We start from the raw sequence: 15,724 nt of genomic DNA, 5'->3' as shown, positions 1-15,724 counted from the left end.
TCCTTCGCGCCCCCTCTGTTCTGCTGGACACCTCCTCCACAGGTGGGGAGATTGGCCGTCGTCGCCGATTTCGCCAATTACAAACGTTGGAATGTGAGAGCCGTCCGCGAAACCGCCGATCTCCCCCCAAGTGGGAGAGATGTCCGACAGGACAGAGGGGGGCGCGACAGAACTCGGCGTTTGGTCTTGGTTCTCTCCCCAAGGAGAAAAACTATCTTCGCAGGACCGCGCTCAGCACATCCCTGACGCCAATGGCGCCGACGAAGCGCGACTGGTCGTCGAACAGCGCCACCGGTGCGGTCTGCGAGCGATGCATGGCCAGCATCACGGTCTTCAGCGAGGTGCCGGGATTGGCCCAGAATACCTGAGCCGTCTCCTCCGGCTGGGCTTCGACATCGGCGCAGGACACCCAGACCGCCGGCTTGCCGTCGCGCTCGGCCGCCGCCACCAGCCCATGCTCGTCGATCTTGAAACGCGTCGTCCTGCGCCGGTCGAGCCACACCCAGCCGTTCTCGCCGTGTTCGAGGTCGCGGCGGTCGCGCATGACGTTCCACGCAGTCAGCACCGAGAGCGGGTTCACATTGGCGATGAAGTCGCGGACATAGTCGTTGGCGGGCCGCAGCACGATGTCTTCCGGCGCGCCGGTTTGCACGATGCGCCCGCCTTCCATGATGGTGATATGGGTGCCGATCTTCAGCGCCTCCTCGAGGTCGTGGCTGACGAAGATGATGGTCTTCTTCAGCTCGGCCTGGAGCTGCAGCAACTCGTCCTGCAGCTTGGTCCGGATCAGCGGATCGAGCGCCGAGAACGGCTCGTCCATGAGCAGGATCGGCGCCTCGGTGGCAAAGGCGCGCGCCAGGCCGACGCGCTGCTGCATGCCGCCGGAAAGCTCATGCGCATATTTCTTCGACCACTGGTCGAGATGAACCAGCTTCAGTTGCCTGTTCACCCGCTCCTTGCGCTCGGCTTCGGGTACGCCGGCGAGCTCGAGGCCAAGGCCGACATTCTCCTCCACCGTGCGCCACGGCAGCAGGCCGAACTGCTGGAACACCATCGCCACCTGCTTCTGCCGCAGCCGCCGAAGCGTCGCCTCGTCGCAGGTGACGACGTCGACCGTACCGTCGCCGTCCTTGACCAGCACCTGGCCGCGCGAGACGACGTTCAGCCGGTTGACGGCTCTGAGCAGCGTCGATTTGCCGGAGCCGGAAAGCCCCATCAGCACCGAGATCTCGCCCTCGTTCACGGTGAGGCTGGCGCCGGCGCAGCCCAGCACATTGCCGGTCTGTTCGAGGATCTCGGCTCGGGTGGCACCACTGTCGATCAGCGCCAGCGAGCCTGCCTGGTCGGCGCCGAAGACGATGTCGACATTCCTGAAATCGACGGCGACGGTCATTTCTTGCCTCCCACGCCGATGCGCGTCATCCGGTCGAGCACGATGGCGAGCACGACGATCGCCAGCCCTGCCTCAAGCCCGAGGTCGATCCTGCGCGAACCAAGCGCCCGGTTGATTTCCGTACCGAGGCCGCCGGCGCCGATCAGGGCGGCGAACACCACCATCGACAGCGACAGCATGATCGACTGGGTCAGCCCAGCCATGATGGTCGGCAGCGCCGAAGGCAGCTCGACCTTCCACAGCAGCTGGCGCTTGGTGGCGCCGAACGCCTCGCCCGCCTCGACGATCGATTTCGGCACCGAGGTGACGCCGAGATGGGTGAGCCGAACCGAGGTCGGGATGACGAAGATGATGGTGACGATCAGGCCGGGCGCGTTGCCGAGGCCGAACAGGGTCAGCACCGGGATCAGGTAGACGAAGGTCGGCAATGTCTGCATCAGGTCGAGCACCGGCAGCATGACGCGATACACCTTCGGCTTGTGCGCGGCCCAGATGCCGAGCGGCACGCCGATGGCCATCGACACGGCGGCGGCGGCGACCACCAGCACCAGCGTCTCCACCGTCTGCTTCCACAGGTTCTGGTTGAGGATGAACAGCAATCCGATGAATACCGCCAAAGCCAGGCCTTTCGAGCGCTGCAGGAAATAGGCGAGCAGAGCGATCAGCGCGATCAGCAGAACCGGCGGCAGCAACAGCAGCCCGTCGACGATGCCGTCGAGCAGGAAGTTGAGGCTGTTGGAAAAAGCCCTGAAGATGGTGTCGAAATTGTCGGTGAGAAAGCCGAAAAACGCCTTCCCCCATGCCCCGATGGGAATCTTGTAACTGACCAGGAATTTGGAGATCGGATCCATCTAGCCCCTCTTCTGCCGGCGCCGTCCTTCGCCGGACGGTCATCTTGTCACAGGATATGAAAAAGGGCAGCCATTTCTACCGTGGCTGCCCCTTGTCTCGTCATACCAGATGGTCGGGTCAGCTTCCGAGCGCCGTTTTTACCGCAGCCGCCGCATCGCCGCCGTCGAAGGTGGTGACGCCGGCGATCCAGGGAGCGACCGCGTCCGGGTGCTTCTTCAGCCAGTCGGTCGCGACCGTATTGGCATCGCCGCCCTTCAGGATCGCGTCCATCATCTCGCCTTCCATGTCCAGGTTGAACTTCAGATTGGCGATGAACTTGCCGGCGTTCGGGCATTCGCTCATGTAGCCCTTGCGTACATTGGTATGCACGGTGGCAGCACCAAAGCCGCTATCTCCCATCCCCTCGAGATAGGTGATCTTCATGGCGCCCATCACCGGATGCGGCGTCCAGCCGAGGAAGGCGATCCATTCATTGTTCTTCATCGACTGGTCGGCCTGGGTGAGCATGCCGGCCTCGGAAGATTCGACCAGTTCGAAGCCTTCGAGATTGGTCTTCGGATCCTTGATCATGTCGAGGATGATCCGGTTGCCGTCATTGCCGGCTTCAATGCCGTAGATCTTGCCGTCAAACTTGTCCTTGAACTTGCCGAGATCGGTCAGCGTCTTGACACCGGCATCGGCGACATAGGTTGGCACGACAATGCCGTAGCCGGCACCGCTGAGATTTTCGCTGACGGTCTCGACCGAGCCTTCGGCGGCATAGTCTTTGATGTCGTTGGTCATCGACGGCATCCAGTTTCCGAGAAACACGTCGAGGTCTTTGTTCTTCAGCGACGCATAGGTCACTGGCACCGAAAGCTGGATCACCTGCGGCTCGTAGCCGAGCGCGGTGAGCAGCACCGAGGCTATGCCTGTGGTCGCCTGTATGTCGGTCCAGCCGACATCGGACAGACGCACCGTTTTGCAGCTTTCCGGATCGCCGGCGAAGGCCCCAGTCGTGGATAGAAAAACCGCCAGGCCGAGGCCGGCGACGAATGAACTCATACGCGACATGAAAATTCTCCCATTTCAGTTCTCGGTGAAGCGAAGCGACGGTTTTATCTCCGCCTTTGTTCCGTCAGCCAAACATCATTCTGCTGCGGTTTCAAGCACTAAGGCAATCACGAACAACGGCGCAGGCTGGCCGATCAGCGACACGCCCGCCGCTTTCCGGATGGAAGTCGCCTTTTCCCGGTGGAATGTAGGCGCTCCCCCTCCCCGCTTTGTTGCAACTCGGCTTAAAAGGACGGCATGGCCAAGCTGTACTTCCATTATGCGACGATGAATGCCGGCAAGACGACGATGCTGTTGCAGGCCTCTTATAATTACCGCGAGCGCGGCATGACGACGATGCTGTTCATCGCCGGCCACTACCGCAAGGGCGATACCGGGCTGATCTCGTCGCGCATCGGCCTGGAGACGGAAGCCGAGATGTTCCGCGACGGCGACGATCTGTTTGCCCGGGTCGCCGAGCATCACGACCACGCCACGGTCCATTGCGTCTTCGTCGATGAGGCGCAGTTCCTCGAAGAAGAGCAAGTCTGGCAACTCGCCCGCATCGCCGACCGGCTGAACATCCCGGTCATGTGCTACGGCCTGCGCACCGATTTCCAAGGCAAGCTGTTTTCCGGATCGCGCACCCTGCTGGCAATCGCCGACGACCTGCGCGAGGTGCGCACCATCTGCCGTTGCGGCCGCAAGGCGACGATGGTGGTGCGCCTTGGCGCCGACGGCAAGGTGGCGAAACAGGGCGAACAGGTGGCGATCGGCAAGGATGTCTACGTCTCGCTCTGCCGCCGCCATTGGGAAGAAGAAATGGGCCGCGCCGTGCCCGACGATTTCATCGGCTTCACCAAAACCTGACCAGCGCTATTGCTTTCATCCGACCTCCCGGCCGACATTCGTTCGCCAATCGCGCCATCGTGCGGCGCTTGTTTAAGGCCTGCTTCCTATTTCAGAACCTCTCAGCCAGAGCCGTCGGGGAGTTCCCATGCTTCGAGCCATTTCGTCTGCCGCTGCTTTCCTCATCGCCGGCGCTCTTGCCGCGCATGCCGACGGCGATGCCGCTCTCGGCAAGAAAGTCTTCAACAGATGCATGGCCTGTCATGAGGCAACGAGCGACCACGACAAGGTCGGCCCGCATCTGCTGGGTGTCGTCGGCCGCACCGCCGGCACCGCGGACAGTTATCTCAGCCGTTACTCGCAGGCGATGAAGGACGCCGGCGCCGCCGGCCTGGTCTGGGACGAAGCAAACCTCGCCGAATACCTGCGCGCGCCGCGGCAGAAGGTCCCCGGCAACAAAATGGCCTTCTCCGGCCTGACCAGCGACGACGACATCGCCAATGTCATCGCCTACCTCAAGGCCGATCCCAAGCCCTGAGCGTCGCGCCCGACCTAAAATCCAGCCGCGGTTGAAGCGGTGTCTGACCGGACGGCAGTTACACCGTAATCATTGCCTGACTATCCTGCGGTCGGCCTCCTGAAATTCTTTTGTTTTCCTGTAATCCCATGGCTTCCGTCTTTCATTCGCCAAACCCGGCACATATATTCGCGGCGGTTTGCGAAACGAAACCGATGCCGAAGCGGGAGGCCCCAATGGCGACATTGCAGAATTTCGATGCCGAGATTGCCAAGACCAAGCAGGTCGTAGAGGACATGCGCACCAAGATCGAGCAGTCCGGTTCTGTGCTCGATACGCTCGCCACCGCCGACAAGAAGATCGGCGACGCCAATTTCGACATCGAGAATGCCCGCATTGAGGATGTGCTGAAGCAGCAGAAGGTGATGGAAGGCAATATCGCCGACCTGATTATCGGCCTCGAGGACGCCACCAACGTCTTCGGCGCCGAATTCGAGAGCATGAAGAACTACACCGGCTGGGAGAATTTCGTCGGTGTCTTCTCCAGCCAGCGCAAGCAGCGCCTGCGCACCGACCGCGTCCGCAACATGTCGCTGGCCGGCAATCTGCAGGAGCTGCTGGCGAAATCCGACACCATCGTCGGCATCCTCAAGGCACAGAAGCAGGTTCTCGACACGCGCTACAAGACCTCCGAGGCCAGCCTGTCGCAGGTGATCGAGCGCCGCAAGACCACCATGTCCAATCTCGAGACCGTGCAGAAGCGCATCGAGGAACTCAACCCGATGCTGCTCGACATCGAGAACAAGATCGCCGCCTCGACCAGCCAGAAGGAGCGCACGCAGCTTGAAGGCGAACGCTCGAAACTGGCCACGGAATACAACGAGAAGCAGGCCAAGGAGCAGGAATTGCTGGCCGAAAGCCAGACGCTGGAGCGCTACACCTCGATGTTCCAGACCTTCGTCGATTCGCTCAACAACCAGATCGCGGCGCAATCGACGCTGATCAACAAGCTGACCATCGATACCGAGCAGCGCATCGTTCTGTACAAGGCGCTGGAAGATTCGCTGAAGACCGCCGCCCAACAGGATGTCGCCCACAAGATCAACACGCTGGGCAGCCAGGTCGACAACACCGCCGAAGAGACCATGGCCGGCATTGGTGCCGCCTCGCAAAAGCACATCGGCGATCTCCTTGAAATGCACGAGAAGAACATGGTCGCCACCGCCGACATCCAGCGCCGCAAGAAGCTCGCCGACGATGCCTTCGCCCGCCGCTTCGACGATGTGATGAAGAAGCACAATTCGGCAAATTACGTGCAGTCGTAATTGCTGCACGTGCATTGCTCCCAAGGGCTGGCAGCATGACCCCCGAAAACGAAGCTGCGGCGCGCTATTTCTCGGCGATCGCGGCGGCACTTGGCGGCCTCGAAGTGTTCATGCGCGACGATCGCTCGCCGCTCTACCGGCACGGCATCGTCGCCAAGGTCGTCGCCGAATATATTGCGCGGCTCGACAAGTCGTTCTCGTGCTGGCGCAACCGGCTGGGCTTCACCGAGACGTTCCGCATCTCGCGCGCCGAAAGCGGTTTTCCGGTTTTCCAGAACCTGCTCGAACTGGAAAACGACCGACTCCAGGCCGACAGCCGTCTCGCCGTCATCCCTTCGGCCAGCGAGCTGCGCGAGGAAATGGCCGACTTCATCCTGCGCCACAAGGAATTCCCCGAAGCGCTGCAGAAGTCGATGGCCGAGCGGCTTTACCTCGAGGACGTCAAGAGCGAGACCACCTTCGGCCCGTTCACGCTAGCCCAGACGGTCAAGGTGTCGGTCAATCCGAAGACGTTGCGCCCCTATTATCTGGTCCACTGGGCCTGCTTCGACGGCAGCGCCAACCTGCCGCTTGTGTATATGGTGACGGTCGAGGATTCCTCGGACGACATGATCCGGCAGCTTGTCGACTCCAGCGGCAAACTTAATGAGAGGGTCGACATTCCGCTGCCGGTCGACGGCTTGCTCAATCCCGAGCTTGCCCACCGTTTCGACGATTTCACCGAGAAGAATTCCGCCTACGCGCTGTCGCCGGCGACCATCGCGGTCAACCTCGACAAGGATTTCGAGCCGCTGCATCCCAAGCAACTGCGTCGCGTCGTGCTCGGCCCGTTCTATTCTGCAGGGATTACCGATAACAATTCGACGGTGAGCGAAGTGCTGGCCAAGGTGCGCAAGCCGGAAAACGCCTGGCTGCTGACCTGGACCATCCAGGAGGTCTTTTCCAAGGCCGAAAAGCCAGGCCGCAAGGGGCTGTTTTCGAGCGAAAAGACGACGCAGGAATTCTTCATCAATACCGACGATCTCGAGGCCGCGCGGCAAGGCGTGTCGAGCTATGAGAACCATGCGCTGATTCCGCACGAGGCCTATCAGGCGCTCTATGCCGCCGGCGAGGCGCAGAAGATCTTTTCGGGCTACAAGGTCCACATCCTGTCCAAAGGACAGGTCATCAGCGACGTCTGACCGTCAAATCGCGGAGCATCCTCCATGGACACCGGCCTGACCACCATCCCGGAAGCGGCAATTGAAAAGCACCGTGCCACTGCGCAAAGTTTCATCACTCGCATCGTCGTGCTGGAGGACCCATCGCGCGAGTCCGGCACCGCGCTTGCCGGCACCAACCGCCGCTTCGTCTCTACCGTCTCGGTCGGCTCGGTGCGCCGCACGCGCGAGGTCGAGCTCTCCAAAACCGTCGCCGCCGTCCATTCCGACGACCAGTTGCTGACCATCCCGCAGCACACGCTGTTGTTTCGCGCCCGGCGCGGCACAGCGATAGCGCTGGCCATATCGGATGTCTTCGCCGAGGGCTCGGACCTCGAAAGCCTGCAGGCGAAAAACGCCCGCGCGCCGCTCGAAGGCGATGAAGCTGCCACCTTCAAGAAGCTGCTGTCGGCCTCTGCCTACATCTCCGCCTTCAGCCTTGCCTCCTATTTGTTCCAGCTGATCGACAGCGACGGCGAGGCGCCGAACGACACGCCCGAGCCGGACTTTCTGTTCGACACGCCCCAGGATGCGGTGAAGTCGATCGTGGCCGGGCTCGACAGGGCGATAGCAGGTTCGAAGGACGATGCCGACCTGATGACCCGCGCCCGCGCCTTTGCCCGTGTCGCCATCGACGGGCTGTTGGCGCGAAAGGGCCGCTTCGACGGCATCGGCCCGTTCGAGAACGCGCATATCCGCATCGACGTCGACGATTTTACCCTTGACGGCTTCGACGTCGCGCCGGGTAAGCGGGCAAAGCCGCTGGTGATGACCTTCAAAAAACCGGAAGAGGTCGTCGGCAACCACATCGCCAAATACCAGTCGGTCAAGCTTGCCAAGATGCTGATGGCCTATGACTTCGAGCGCGAGCTGAACCCGTTCGTCGAGCTCGGCGGCTTCCTGTTCACTTTTATCGGCGATGGCGCGCCCGGCACCGGCAAGACAACCTTGATCCAGATGATCGCCGGTCTTCTCAATGGTTATTGCCAGGTCGCCGGCTATCCCTTCGCCTACGAGAATTTCGGCGTCGACCAGATCTCGTCCTACCAGGGCAAGTCCGGCCAGAACTGCCGCCAGTTCGTCAACAATGTGCTGAACCCGCGCGTCATCGGCTTCGGCACCATCGACGATATCGACCAGGTGGCGGCACGCCGGTCCGACGACCGCGCCTCGGCCGGCCAGCAGGAAATCACCGGCGTCCTGATGGACGCCTTTGGAGGTGCGGCGACCGTGGTGCGCGGCAACTGCTCGTTCGGCATGTTCTCCAACTATCCCGAAAACGTAGACGACGCGCTACGCCAGCGCGCCGGCGCGCGCTGGCTGGTCGATGGCCCGCAGAGCCGCGACGACTACATCGACATCTTCGTTCTGCTCGCCGGCAAGAACCACAAGATCCCGCTCGGCGACCACAAGCTCTATGCGGCGCAAGAGATCCAGCGCGCGGTGACGGAAGCTTACGAGGAACATGAGAAGCCACAGGAAGACGGGTTGATGAAGGTCTATGAGCGCTACATGAAGGAGAATGGCGCGCCAAAGACGATGGCCGACATCGGCACTTATCTGCATATGATCAAGGATGCCGAGCCGCGCTTTACCGGCCGCGCCATCAAGAACGTTACCGATGCCATCAAGATGCGCGCCATGGACATCGAATTGCCGGACGAGTGGTTCGAAAAGCCGGAAGCCTTCATGCACAAGGGTTACGACGACAAGAAAGCGATGATCGAGGAGCTGCGCGGGCCATTCTCGATGGACATGGTCATGCAGGAGATCAACCGCTACGCGGATTCCGAGTTCCGCTATTCCGACAAGTCCGATGATGCGGCGGTGACCAAGATGATCCGCGACACCCGTCTGCGGGAGCGTGCCGTGCGCGAGATCGAGGAGTTGAAGAAAAAGGGGCTGTGGAATGCGTGAGATGCGCCGACGCCCCCTTCTCCCCTTGTGGGAGAAGGTGTCGCCGAAGGCGACGGATGAGGGGTATTCGTCAAGCTGGAACACCCCTCATCCGACCGAGCTTCGCTTGGCCACCTTCTCCCACAAGGGGAGAAGGAGCGTTCGCGCCCCTCATCCGCCCTTCGGGCACCTTCTCCCCGTGAACGGGGAGAAGGAATAATGGCCAAGAAACCCGATCTGTTGCGCGACAACGAACTGATCTACGGCCGGCTGCTGACGATCGACGAGCCGCACCTGATCCAGCGCTACAACAAGGCGATAGTCGCGTTCGGCTTGAAGCCGACCAAGCTGAAAAGCTTCGAGATCGACCGCACCGGCTTTTCGCCGCAGGTCGCCGAGGAATGCGGCGACTACAGCTACCTCGATCCGAACGAGGTCAACCGCCGCTTCATCATCCTGACGCCGTCGCAGATCGACCTGCCGGTGGTGCACACGGCGTTCTCCAACACTTCGCTGCTGATGTACGAGTTCATGTCCAAGAACCAGCGCGCCATCGATGCGCTGACGATCAAGGACGTCATCTACGGCGAGATCGAGGATTCGGTCCCCAAGGTCGACGACATCGAGGACCTGCTGTCGATCAATCAGGTCGAGTTCAAGGTGTTGTCGGCGGAGGATGTGCTCGGCAAGGCCGCCGAACTCGGCAAGCTGGTCGACCGGCTGAAGCAGGAGCCGGATGCCTGGCGCGACAACGCCATGCTGGCCCACATGGTCGAGCTGGCGAAGATCTGCGGCGACATCCGCGAGAATGCGCTGGTGCCGGACCAGGTGATCTTCCGCCACAATGCCTATTGGACCAGCCATTTCGGCGGACTTTATGTGTTCGTCGATCCCGACGTGACGACGGTGATCAGCGACCCGGCAGCGCCCGGTTTCCGCCGCTCGCGGCCATGGCAGGTGAGTTACCTTTCGATCCACGATGCCGACAAGGTATTCAAGTTCCTCGCCTCGACCGGCCGCATCGAGCTGCCGCGCGCCTCATGGATCGAAACCTCCGGTTATCTCGAGCATCGCGCCGAAATGGTGGTGCGCGCGCTGATCCGCGACGCCGATCCCGACCGCAATCTGACCGACGTCGACAAGGTCTGGCTGCAGACCTGGATCCACGGCCATACCGATCTGATCACCAGGGACGGCAATTTTCCCTTCCTCAACGCCGCCAAGCGCGAGATCGCCCAGCTCGGCCATCTCAAGATAGAGGACGTGTTCCCGCAGCAGCGCTTCCTGGTCATCCGCGCCAAGCCGGACCATCCCGACGCCTGGCTGACCAACCAGCTGATCTCGGACTTCGTGCCGCAGGACTTCGTTTCGCGTTACGTCTTCAACAAGCCGGGCTTCTACAGGGACTATGAAGGCTTCAGCGACGCCTGGCGATCGCATGTTGTGGACGTTCTGAAAACCACATATCTGAAGGACAAGGTGGCGTTTCGCACACGCCTCTACGGCTTGACTGACTGAGGGGTGACATCGCCATGCTTGATCCGATCGTGAATTTCTTCACCCGGATTTTCCAGTGGATTGGCCGCGGCATCGGCCTGCTCATCGGCGCGATCCTGTGGCCGTTCCTGTGGGCGGGGCGCTGGTACACGCAACGCGGCTGGATCCTGAAGGCGGTGCTCGGCCTGGCTGTGCTCGTGCTGATCGGTCTCTATGTCAACTTCTTCTACGCCACCCAGTGGTGGAACAATTTCGACCCGAATTACGTCGACAAATACACGTTCGAAAAACGCAACAGCTCCGCCGGTGAACAGGTTTCCGCGGGCGCCGGCACCGACACGGCCAAGACCTGCGGAAATTCAGCCATTGCCCAGGTCGCTGCCGACCTGACCGACTTCAACGTCAACCAGAATGCCTGGGTGTCGTCGATGATCCTCTACAAGCTCGGCCTGTTCGGCATCGACTGGGACCACACGCCGTTCATGGACAACAAGGCTTCGTTCCAGCGCGGCATCAACCAGGCGGTGCGGCGCACGGCGACCGAACTTGCCGATAATCTCGGCCGCGTCCGCACCACTTCGCAGATCGACGCCGACCTGCAGGACGCCCGCGGCAATCTGCAGTTTGATGAGGAAACCTGGTACTTCGGCTTGAACCCGTTCGGTCCCAAGACGCCGACGCCGAGCTACTATCGCGACGCAGTGCGCAAGCTGCGTTCCTTCAACGCCCGCCTCGCAGCCTGCCAGGCGACGTTCGATGCCCGCGCCGACAATCTCAAGCAGTATATCGACCGCATCTCGTCCGACATCGGTTCGACCTCGGCGATCCTCAAGGAGCGTGCCGAAAACCACAATAATGGCTGGTTCGACACTCGCGCCGACGACCGCTTCTGGTTCGCCTATGGCCAGCTCTATGCCTATTACGGGCTGATGAAGGGCGCACAGGCCGACTTCGAGGACGTCATCAAGGAAAAGCACCTGCAGAACCTGTGGGATACGATGGACGCGCAGTTCGTCTCGGCGCTGCGCATCCAGCCCTTCATCATCGCCAATGGCCGCGAGGACGGCTGGCTGTTGCCGACACATCTGACGACGATGGGTTTTTACATACTCAGGGTGCGCTCGAACATGGTCGAGATCAGCAACGTGCTGACGCAGTAGCGGATCGTCCCGCACAGCCGGCGCTGGTGAATTTGCGCCGTTGCTTCTGTCGCTTTTCGCGTATTACGCGGCTGTTTTGAGACGGCGGAACCGCGCCTGCTCTGGCTTCTATACGGCGCGGCAACCGGCGCGAAAAGAACCTGTAGCAGGGCAGCCGGCCGCAGAGGCATTTTCTTCGTAGGAAACATAGTTGCATGAAAGTTGACGCCGCGGCAGCGACAGGGGTAGAACATGCCCGCGCCTGCAATGCCGGGCTATTCTTGCGACCACACTAGTCAAATCCGTCCAATTCAGAGGGAAGTCGTCCATGGCCGAAGTGAAGTCCGACATCGAGATCGCGCGCGGCGCCAGGAAGAAGCAGATCCAGGAGATCGGCCAGAAGATCGGCATTCCGAGCGAACATCTTCTGCCCTACGGCCACGACAAGGCGAAGATCTCGGCCGAGTTCATCAAGTCGGTGAAGGGCAACAAGGATGGCAAGCTGATCCTCGTCACCGCCATCAACCCGACACCGGCCGGCGAAGGCAAGACGACGACGACGGTGGGCTTGGGCGATGGCCTCAACCGCATCGGCAAGAAGGCCATCGTCTGCATCCGCGAGGCTTCGCTCGGACCGAATTTCGGCGTCAAGGGCGGTGCCGCCGGCGGCGGCTACGCGCAGGTCGTGCCGATGGAGGACATGAACCTCCACTTCACCGGCGATTTCCATGCCATCACCACCGCGCATAATCTGCTGTCGGCGCTGATCGACAACCACATCTATTGGGGCAACGAGCTCGGCATCGACACCCGCCGTGTCGTCTGGCGCCGCGTCATGGACATGAACGACCGGTCGCTGCGCGAGATCATCTGTTCGCTCGGCGGCGTCGCCAACGGTTTCCCGCGCGAGGCCGGTTTCGACATCACAGTCGCCTCGGAAGTCATGGCCATCCTGTGCCTGTCGACCGACCTGAAGGACCTGGAAAAGCGCCTCGGCGACATCATCGTCGCCTATCGTCGCGACAAGTCGGCCGTCTATGCGCGCGACCTCAAGGCCGACGGCGCCATGGCCGTACTCTTGAAGGATGCCATGCAGCCCAATCTCGTGCAGACGCTGGAGAACAACCCGGCCTTCGTGCATGGCGGCCCCTTCGCCAACATCGCGCATGGCTGCAACTCCGTCGTTGCCACGACGACGGCGCTGAAGCTTGCCGACTACGTCGTCACCGAAGCCGGTTTCGGCGCCGATCTCGGTGCCGAAAAGTTCTTCGACATCAAATGCCGCAAGGCCGGCCTGAGGCCCGCCGCGGCGGTCATCGTCGCCACGGTTCGCGCCATGAAGATGAACGGCGGCGTCAAGAAGGAGGACCTCGGCAAGGAGAACGTCGAGGCGGTCAAGAAGGGATGTGCGAATCTCGGCCGCCACATCGAGAACATCCGCCAGTTCGGTGTGCCGGCAGTGGTCGCCATCAACCATTTCTACTCCGATACCGAGGCCGAGGTCCAGGCGATGAAGGACTACGTCGCCTCGATGGGCGAAGAGGCGATCCTGTGCAAGCACTGGGCTCAGGGATCGGCCGGCATCGAGGAACTGGCCAAAAGAGTCGTGGCGTTGGCCGAATCCGGCGCGTCGCAATTCGCCCCGCTCTATCCCGACGCCATGCCGCTGTTCGAGAAGATCAACACCATCGTCCAGCGCATCTATCGCGGTTCCGAAGCGATCGCCGACAAATCGGTGCGCGACCAACTCCACGCCTGGGAGCACGCCGGCTACGGTCATTTGCCGGTCTGCATGGCCAAGACGCAATATTCCTTCTCCACCGATCCGAATCTGCGCGGCGCGCCGACCGGCCACACCGTGCCGGTGCGCGAGGTCAGGCTGTCTGCCGGCGCCGGCTTCGTCGTCATCATCTGCGGCGAGGTGATGACCATGCCCGGCCTGCCCAAAGCGCCATCCTCGGAAAAGATTTTCCTGAATGAAATGGGCCAGATCGAAGGCCTGTTTTAGGGATAATCAATGCTCGAACGGCAAAGGGCGCCGCAACGCTGCGGCGCCCTTTTTGGCGACTTCGCGACGAGCTCGTCCCTAAGCCGCGCTTCGCGCCAGCGCGCGCTGGTTGGAGGCATAGGGTGTGTCGTGCTGGGGTACCACGCCGGTCTTCAGGCAATCGATCCACTCGGCGGTTTTGAGAACGGCCGCGAAGCGCGACTGCAATACGACCGTCACGACGCGATGGATTTCCTCCCCCGAAGCGTAGCCGGCGCTGTTGGCGTACGGCAACGATCCCGTTGCGTCCGACAGGAACTCGACCTCAAAACCCATATGCACGGCGTGGATGACCGTCGACAGGTCGCAATTATGCGTCATGTAGCCGATGACTGTGATCGTATCGATAGAGTTGGCGCGCAGCCACTCCTCGAGGTCCGTGCCGGTGAAGGCGCTGGGCAAGTTCTTTTCGATGTAGTGGTCGCGGTTTCGCCTGGCGATTTCCGGGTGCAACTCGGCGCCATGGCTGCCCTTGGCGAACACCGGTGAGGTTTCCGGCGCCAACTGTTTGATGACCACCACCTTGACGCCTGCCTCGGTGGCCGCATCCATCGCTCGCGCCACATTGACGACGCTATCGCGGAAGGGCGGATGCTGGATGGCGAGGTTGCCGCCGTCATAGTCGTTTTGAACATCGATGACGATGAGGGCGCGGCGTGGAGCTTTGCCTTTGGCTGGTTGCGACATGGGGTTTTCCTTTCCCGTTGGACATTGACGGGTGCACGATAAGCTCGGCACCGGATTGCAAGAAGTGTCCCGATTGACATTATTCGAAAGAATTGGGACAATCGGCCTCACCCGTTGCTGGAGCTCCCATGACCGATCCTGCCGTTGCCGCCATCGCCTTCGATGGCATCAGCCCGTTTCATCTCTCCGTGCCGTGTCTCGTGTTCGGCGCGGATCGCACGGAGCTCGGCCTGCCGCGCTTCGACTTCCGGGTCTGCGCGATTGAGGACGGGCCGATCCGCACCGATGCCGGGCTGACCATCAGCGTCCCGCACCGGCTTTCCGCGCTCGATGACGCCGACATCGTCATCGTGCCAAGCTGGAAGGATCTCGGGAGCTCGCCTCCAGCCGCATTGATCGACGCGTTGCTTGGCGCGCACGAGCGCGGCGCGCTGATCGTCGGACTGTGCTTGGGAACGTTCGCTGTTGCGGCGACCGGACTGCTTTCGGGGCGGCGAGCGGCGACGCACTGGGCCTACGCGGATCAGCTGCAGGAACTCTATCCCGACATTCTCGTCGAACCGGAAGTGCTCTACATCGACAATGGCGATGTCGTGACATCCGCCGGTGTCGCCGCCGGGCTCGACTGCTGCCTGCACGTCGTACGGGCTCGTTACGGCGCGGAGGCGGCACTTCGCCTTGCCCGGCAGATCGTGCTTTCTCCGCACAGGCAGGGCGGGCAGGCGCAATTCATCGAACGTCCCATCGCCAGGACCGGCAATGCGGACCGCTTCACCCAGGCTCTCGAAACGGTGCGCAAAACCCTGGGTGGTCCGCACAGTCTGGACAGCGTTGCCGGTCTCGCCGGCCTCACCCGCCGGACGTTCACGCGCCGTTTCCAGAAAACGATCGGCACCAGTTTCGGCGACTGGCTGACCGACCAGCGTGTCCAGCTGGCGCAGCAGCTGCTGGAAGCAACGGAAAAATCGATGGACACGGTTGCCTTCGAGGCCGGCTTCGGCAGCGCTACCTCGCTGCGCCAGCACTTCGCAGCGCGCCTCAGAACCTCGCCGGCGCAGTACCGGCGCGAATTCTCGAGGAGTGCTCAGGAGCAGCGCGTGGCGCACATGCCGAGGTGAAATTCGGCTCGCGCTCGATTCCAAGGCAATCGCTTCAGTGCCGACGTTGGACTGCCAGCTGGCCCGAGTAGGCTATCTTTTCTCTCGAAGCGATTGCCCTGCTCTCGATCCTGTCGTGCTTGAAAGGCTGCGTCATCTGTCATATATTAAAGCGACAGATGACGCGAAGAGGG

The 15,724-nt window shown here is 61.7% G+C and carries 13 protein-coding genes; 9 read left to right on the top strand and 4 right to left on the bottom strand.

Annotation, left to right across the window (positions count from 1 at the left end; all coding sequences use genetic code 11):
• Positions 1 to 211 precede the first annotated feature (211 nt).
• From choV to NKI25_RS10965, 3 genes are all read right to left on the bottom strand, one after another.
• Positions 212 to 1,393, bottom strand: a complete 1,182-nt coding sequence (choV, locus tag NKI25_RS10975) for a choline ABC transporter ATP-binding protein (RefSeq protein ID WP_023679503.1) — start codon at positions 1,391 to 1,393, stop codon at positions 212 to 214.
• On the bottom strand, positions 1,390 to 2,244 hold the full coding sequence (gene choW / locus NKI25_RS10970; protein WP_254819158.1) for a choline ABC transporter permease subunit: 855 nt from the start codon (positions 2,242 to 2,244) through the stop codon (positions 1,390 to 1,392). Before choW ends, choV begins: the two co-directional genes overlap by 4 nt.
• Before the next feature lie 118 nt (positions 2,245 to 2,362).
• Positions 2,363 to 3,298 (bottom strand): choline ABC transporter substrate-binding protein, encoded by a 936-nt coding sequence (locus NKI25_RS10965; RefSeq protein WP_352575760.1) that lies wholly within the window; start codon positions 3,296 to 3,298, stop codon positions 2,363 to 2,365.
• A 237-nt stretch (positions 3,299 to 3,535) separates the two neighbouring features.
• Here NKI25_RS10965 and NKI25_RS10960 point away from each other — a divergent pair, with 237 nt between their 5' ends.
• The 8 genes from NKI25_RS10960 (at position 3,536) to NKI25_RS10925 (ending at position 13,707) form a co-directional block, all read left to right on the top strand.
• On the top strand, positions 3,536 to 4,147 hold the full coding sequence (locus tag NKI25_RS10960) for a thymidine kinase (protein WP_023679506.1): 612 nt from the start codon (positions 3,536 to 3,538) through the stop codon (positions 4,145 to 4,147).
• Between the two features lie 127 nt (positions 4,148 to 4,274).
• On the top strand, positions 4,275 to 4,664 hold the full coding sequence (locus tag NKI25_RS10955) for a c-type cytochrome (protein WP_352998439.1): 390 nt from the start codon (positions 4,275 to 4,277) through the stop codon (positions 4,662 to 4,664).
• A gap of 215 nt (positions 4,665 to 4,879) precedes the next feature.
• Positions 4,880 to 5,968, top strand: a complete 1,089-nt coding sequence (locus tag NKI25_RS10950; protein ID WP_352615510.1) for a hypothetical protein — start codon at positions 4,880 to 4,882, stop codon at positions 5,966 to 5,968.
• Positions 5,969 to 6,003: 35 nt separating this feature from the next.
• Entirely contained in the window at positions 6,004 to 7,149 is a 1,146-nt protein-coding gene (locus tag NKI25_RS10945) for a hypothetical protein (RefSeq protein WP_352797238.1), read from the top strand.
• A gap of 24 nt (positions 7,150 to 7,173) precedes the next feature.
• On the top strand, positions 7,174 to 9,084 hold the full coding sequence (locus NKI25_RS10940) for an AAA family ATPase (RefSeq protein ID WP_352680872.1): 1,911 nt from the start codon (positions 7,174 to 7,176) through the stop codon (positions 9,082 to 9,084).
• Between the two features lie 198 nt (positions 9,085 to 9,282).
• A complete protein-coding gene (locus NKI25_RS10935; protein ID WP_352998438.1) occupies positions 9,283 to 10,581 on the top strand; it encodes a DUF6638 family protein in 1,299 nt (432 codons plus the stop codon).
• Positions 10,582 to 10,595: 14 nt separating this feature from the next.
• Entirely contained in the window at positions 10,596 to 11,720 is a 1,125-nt protein-coding gene (locus NKI25_RS10930; RefSeq protein ID WP_023679513.1) for a DUF2333 family protein, read from the top strand.
• Between the two features lie 307 nt (positions 11,721 to 12,027).
• Positions 12,028 to 13,707, top strand: a complete 1,680-nt coding sequence (locus NKI25_RS10925) for a formate--tetrahydrofolate ligase (RefSeq protein WP_352645092.1) — start codon at positions 12,028 to 12,030, stop codon at positions 13,705 to 13,707.
• A 78-nt stretch (positions 13,708 to 13,785) separates the two neighbouring features.
• On the opposite strand, the gene NKI25_RS10920 is transcribed toward NKI25_RS10925, so the two are convergent.
• Positions 13,786 to 14,433 (bottom strand): cysteine hydrolase family protein, encoded by a 648-nt coding sequence (locus tag NKI25_RS10920; protein WP_352568024.1) that lies wholly within the window; start codon positions 14,431 to 14,433, stop codon positions 13,786 to 13,788.
• 128 nt (positions 14,434 to 14,561) lie between these two features.
• On the opposite strand from NKI25_RS10920, the gene NKI25_RS10915 reads away from it, so the two are divergent.
• Entirely contained in the window at positions 14,562 to 15,551 is a 990-nt protein-coding gene (locus NKI25_RS10915; protein WP_352680878.1) for a helix-turn-helix domain-containing protein, read from the top strand.
• Positions 15,552 to 15,724 lie beyond the last annotated feature (173 nt).

The organism is Mesorhizobium sp. M0808 (genome assembly GCF_040320025.1).
Taxonomy (GTDB): domain Bacteria; phylum Pseudomonadota; class Alphaproteobacteria; order Rhizobiales; family Rhizobiaceae; genus Mesorhizobium.
Note: the sequence above shows the minus strand (reverse complement) of the source record. Positions and strands in the feature narration are given on the sequence as shown.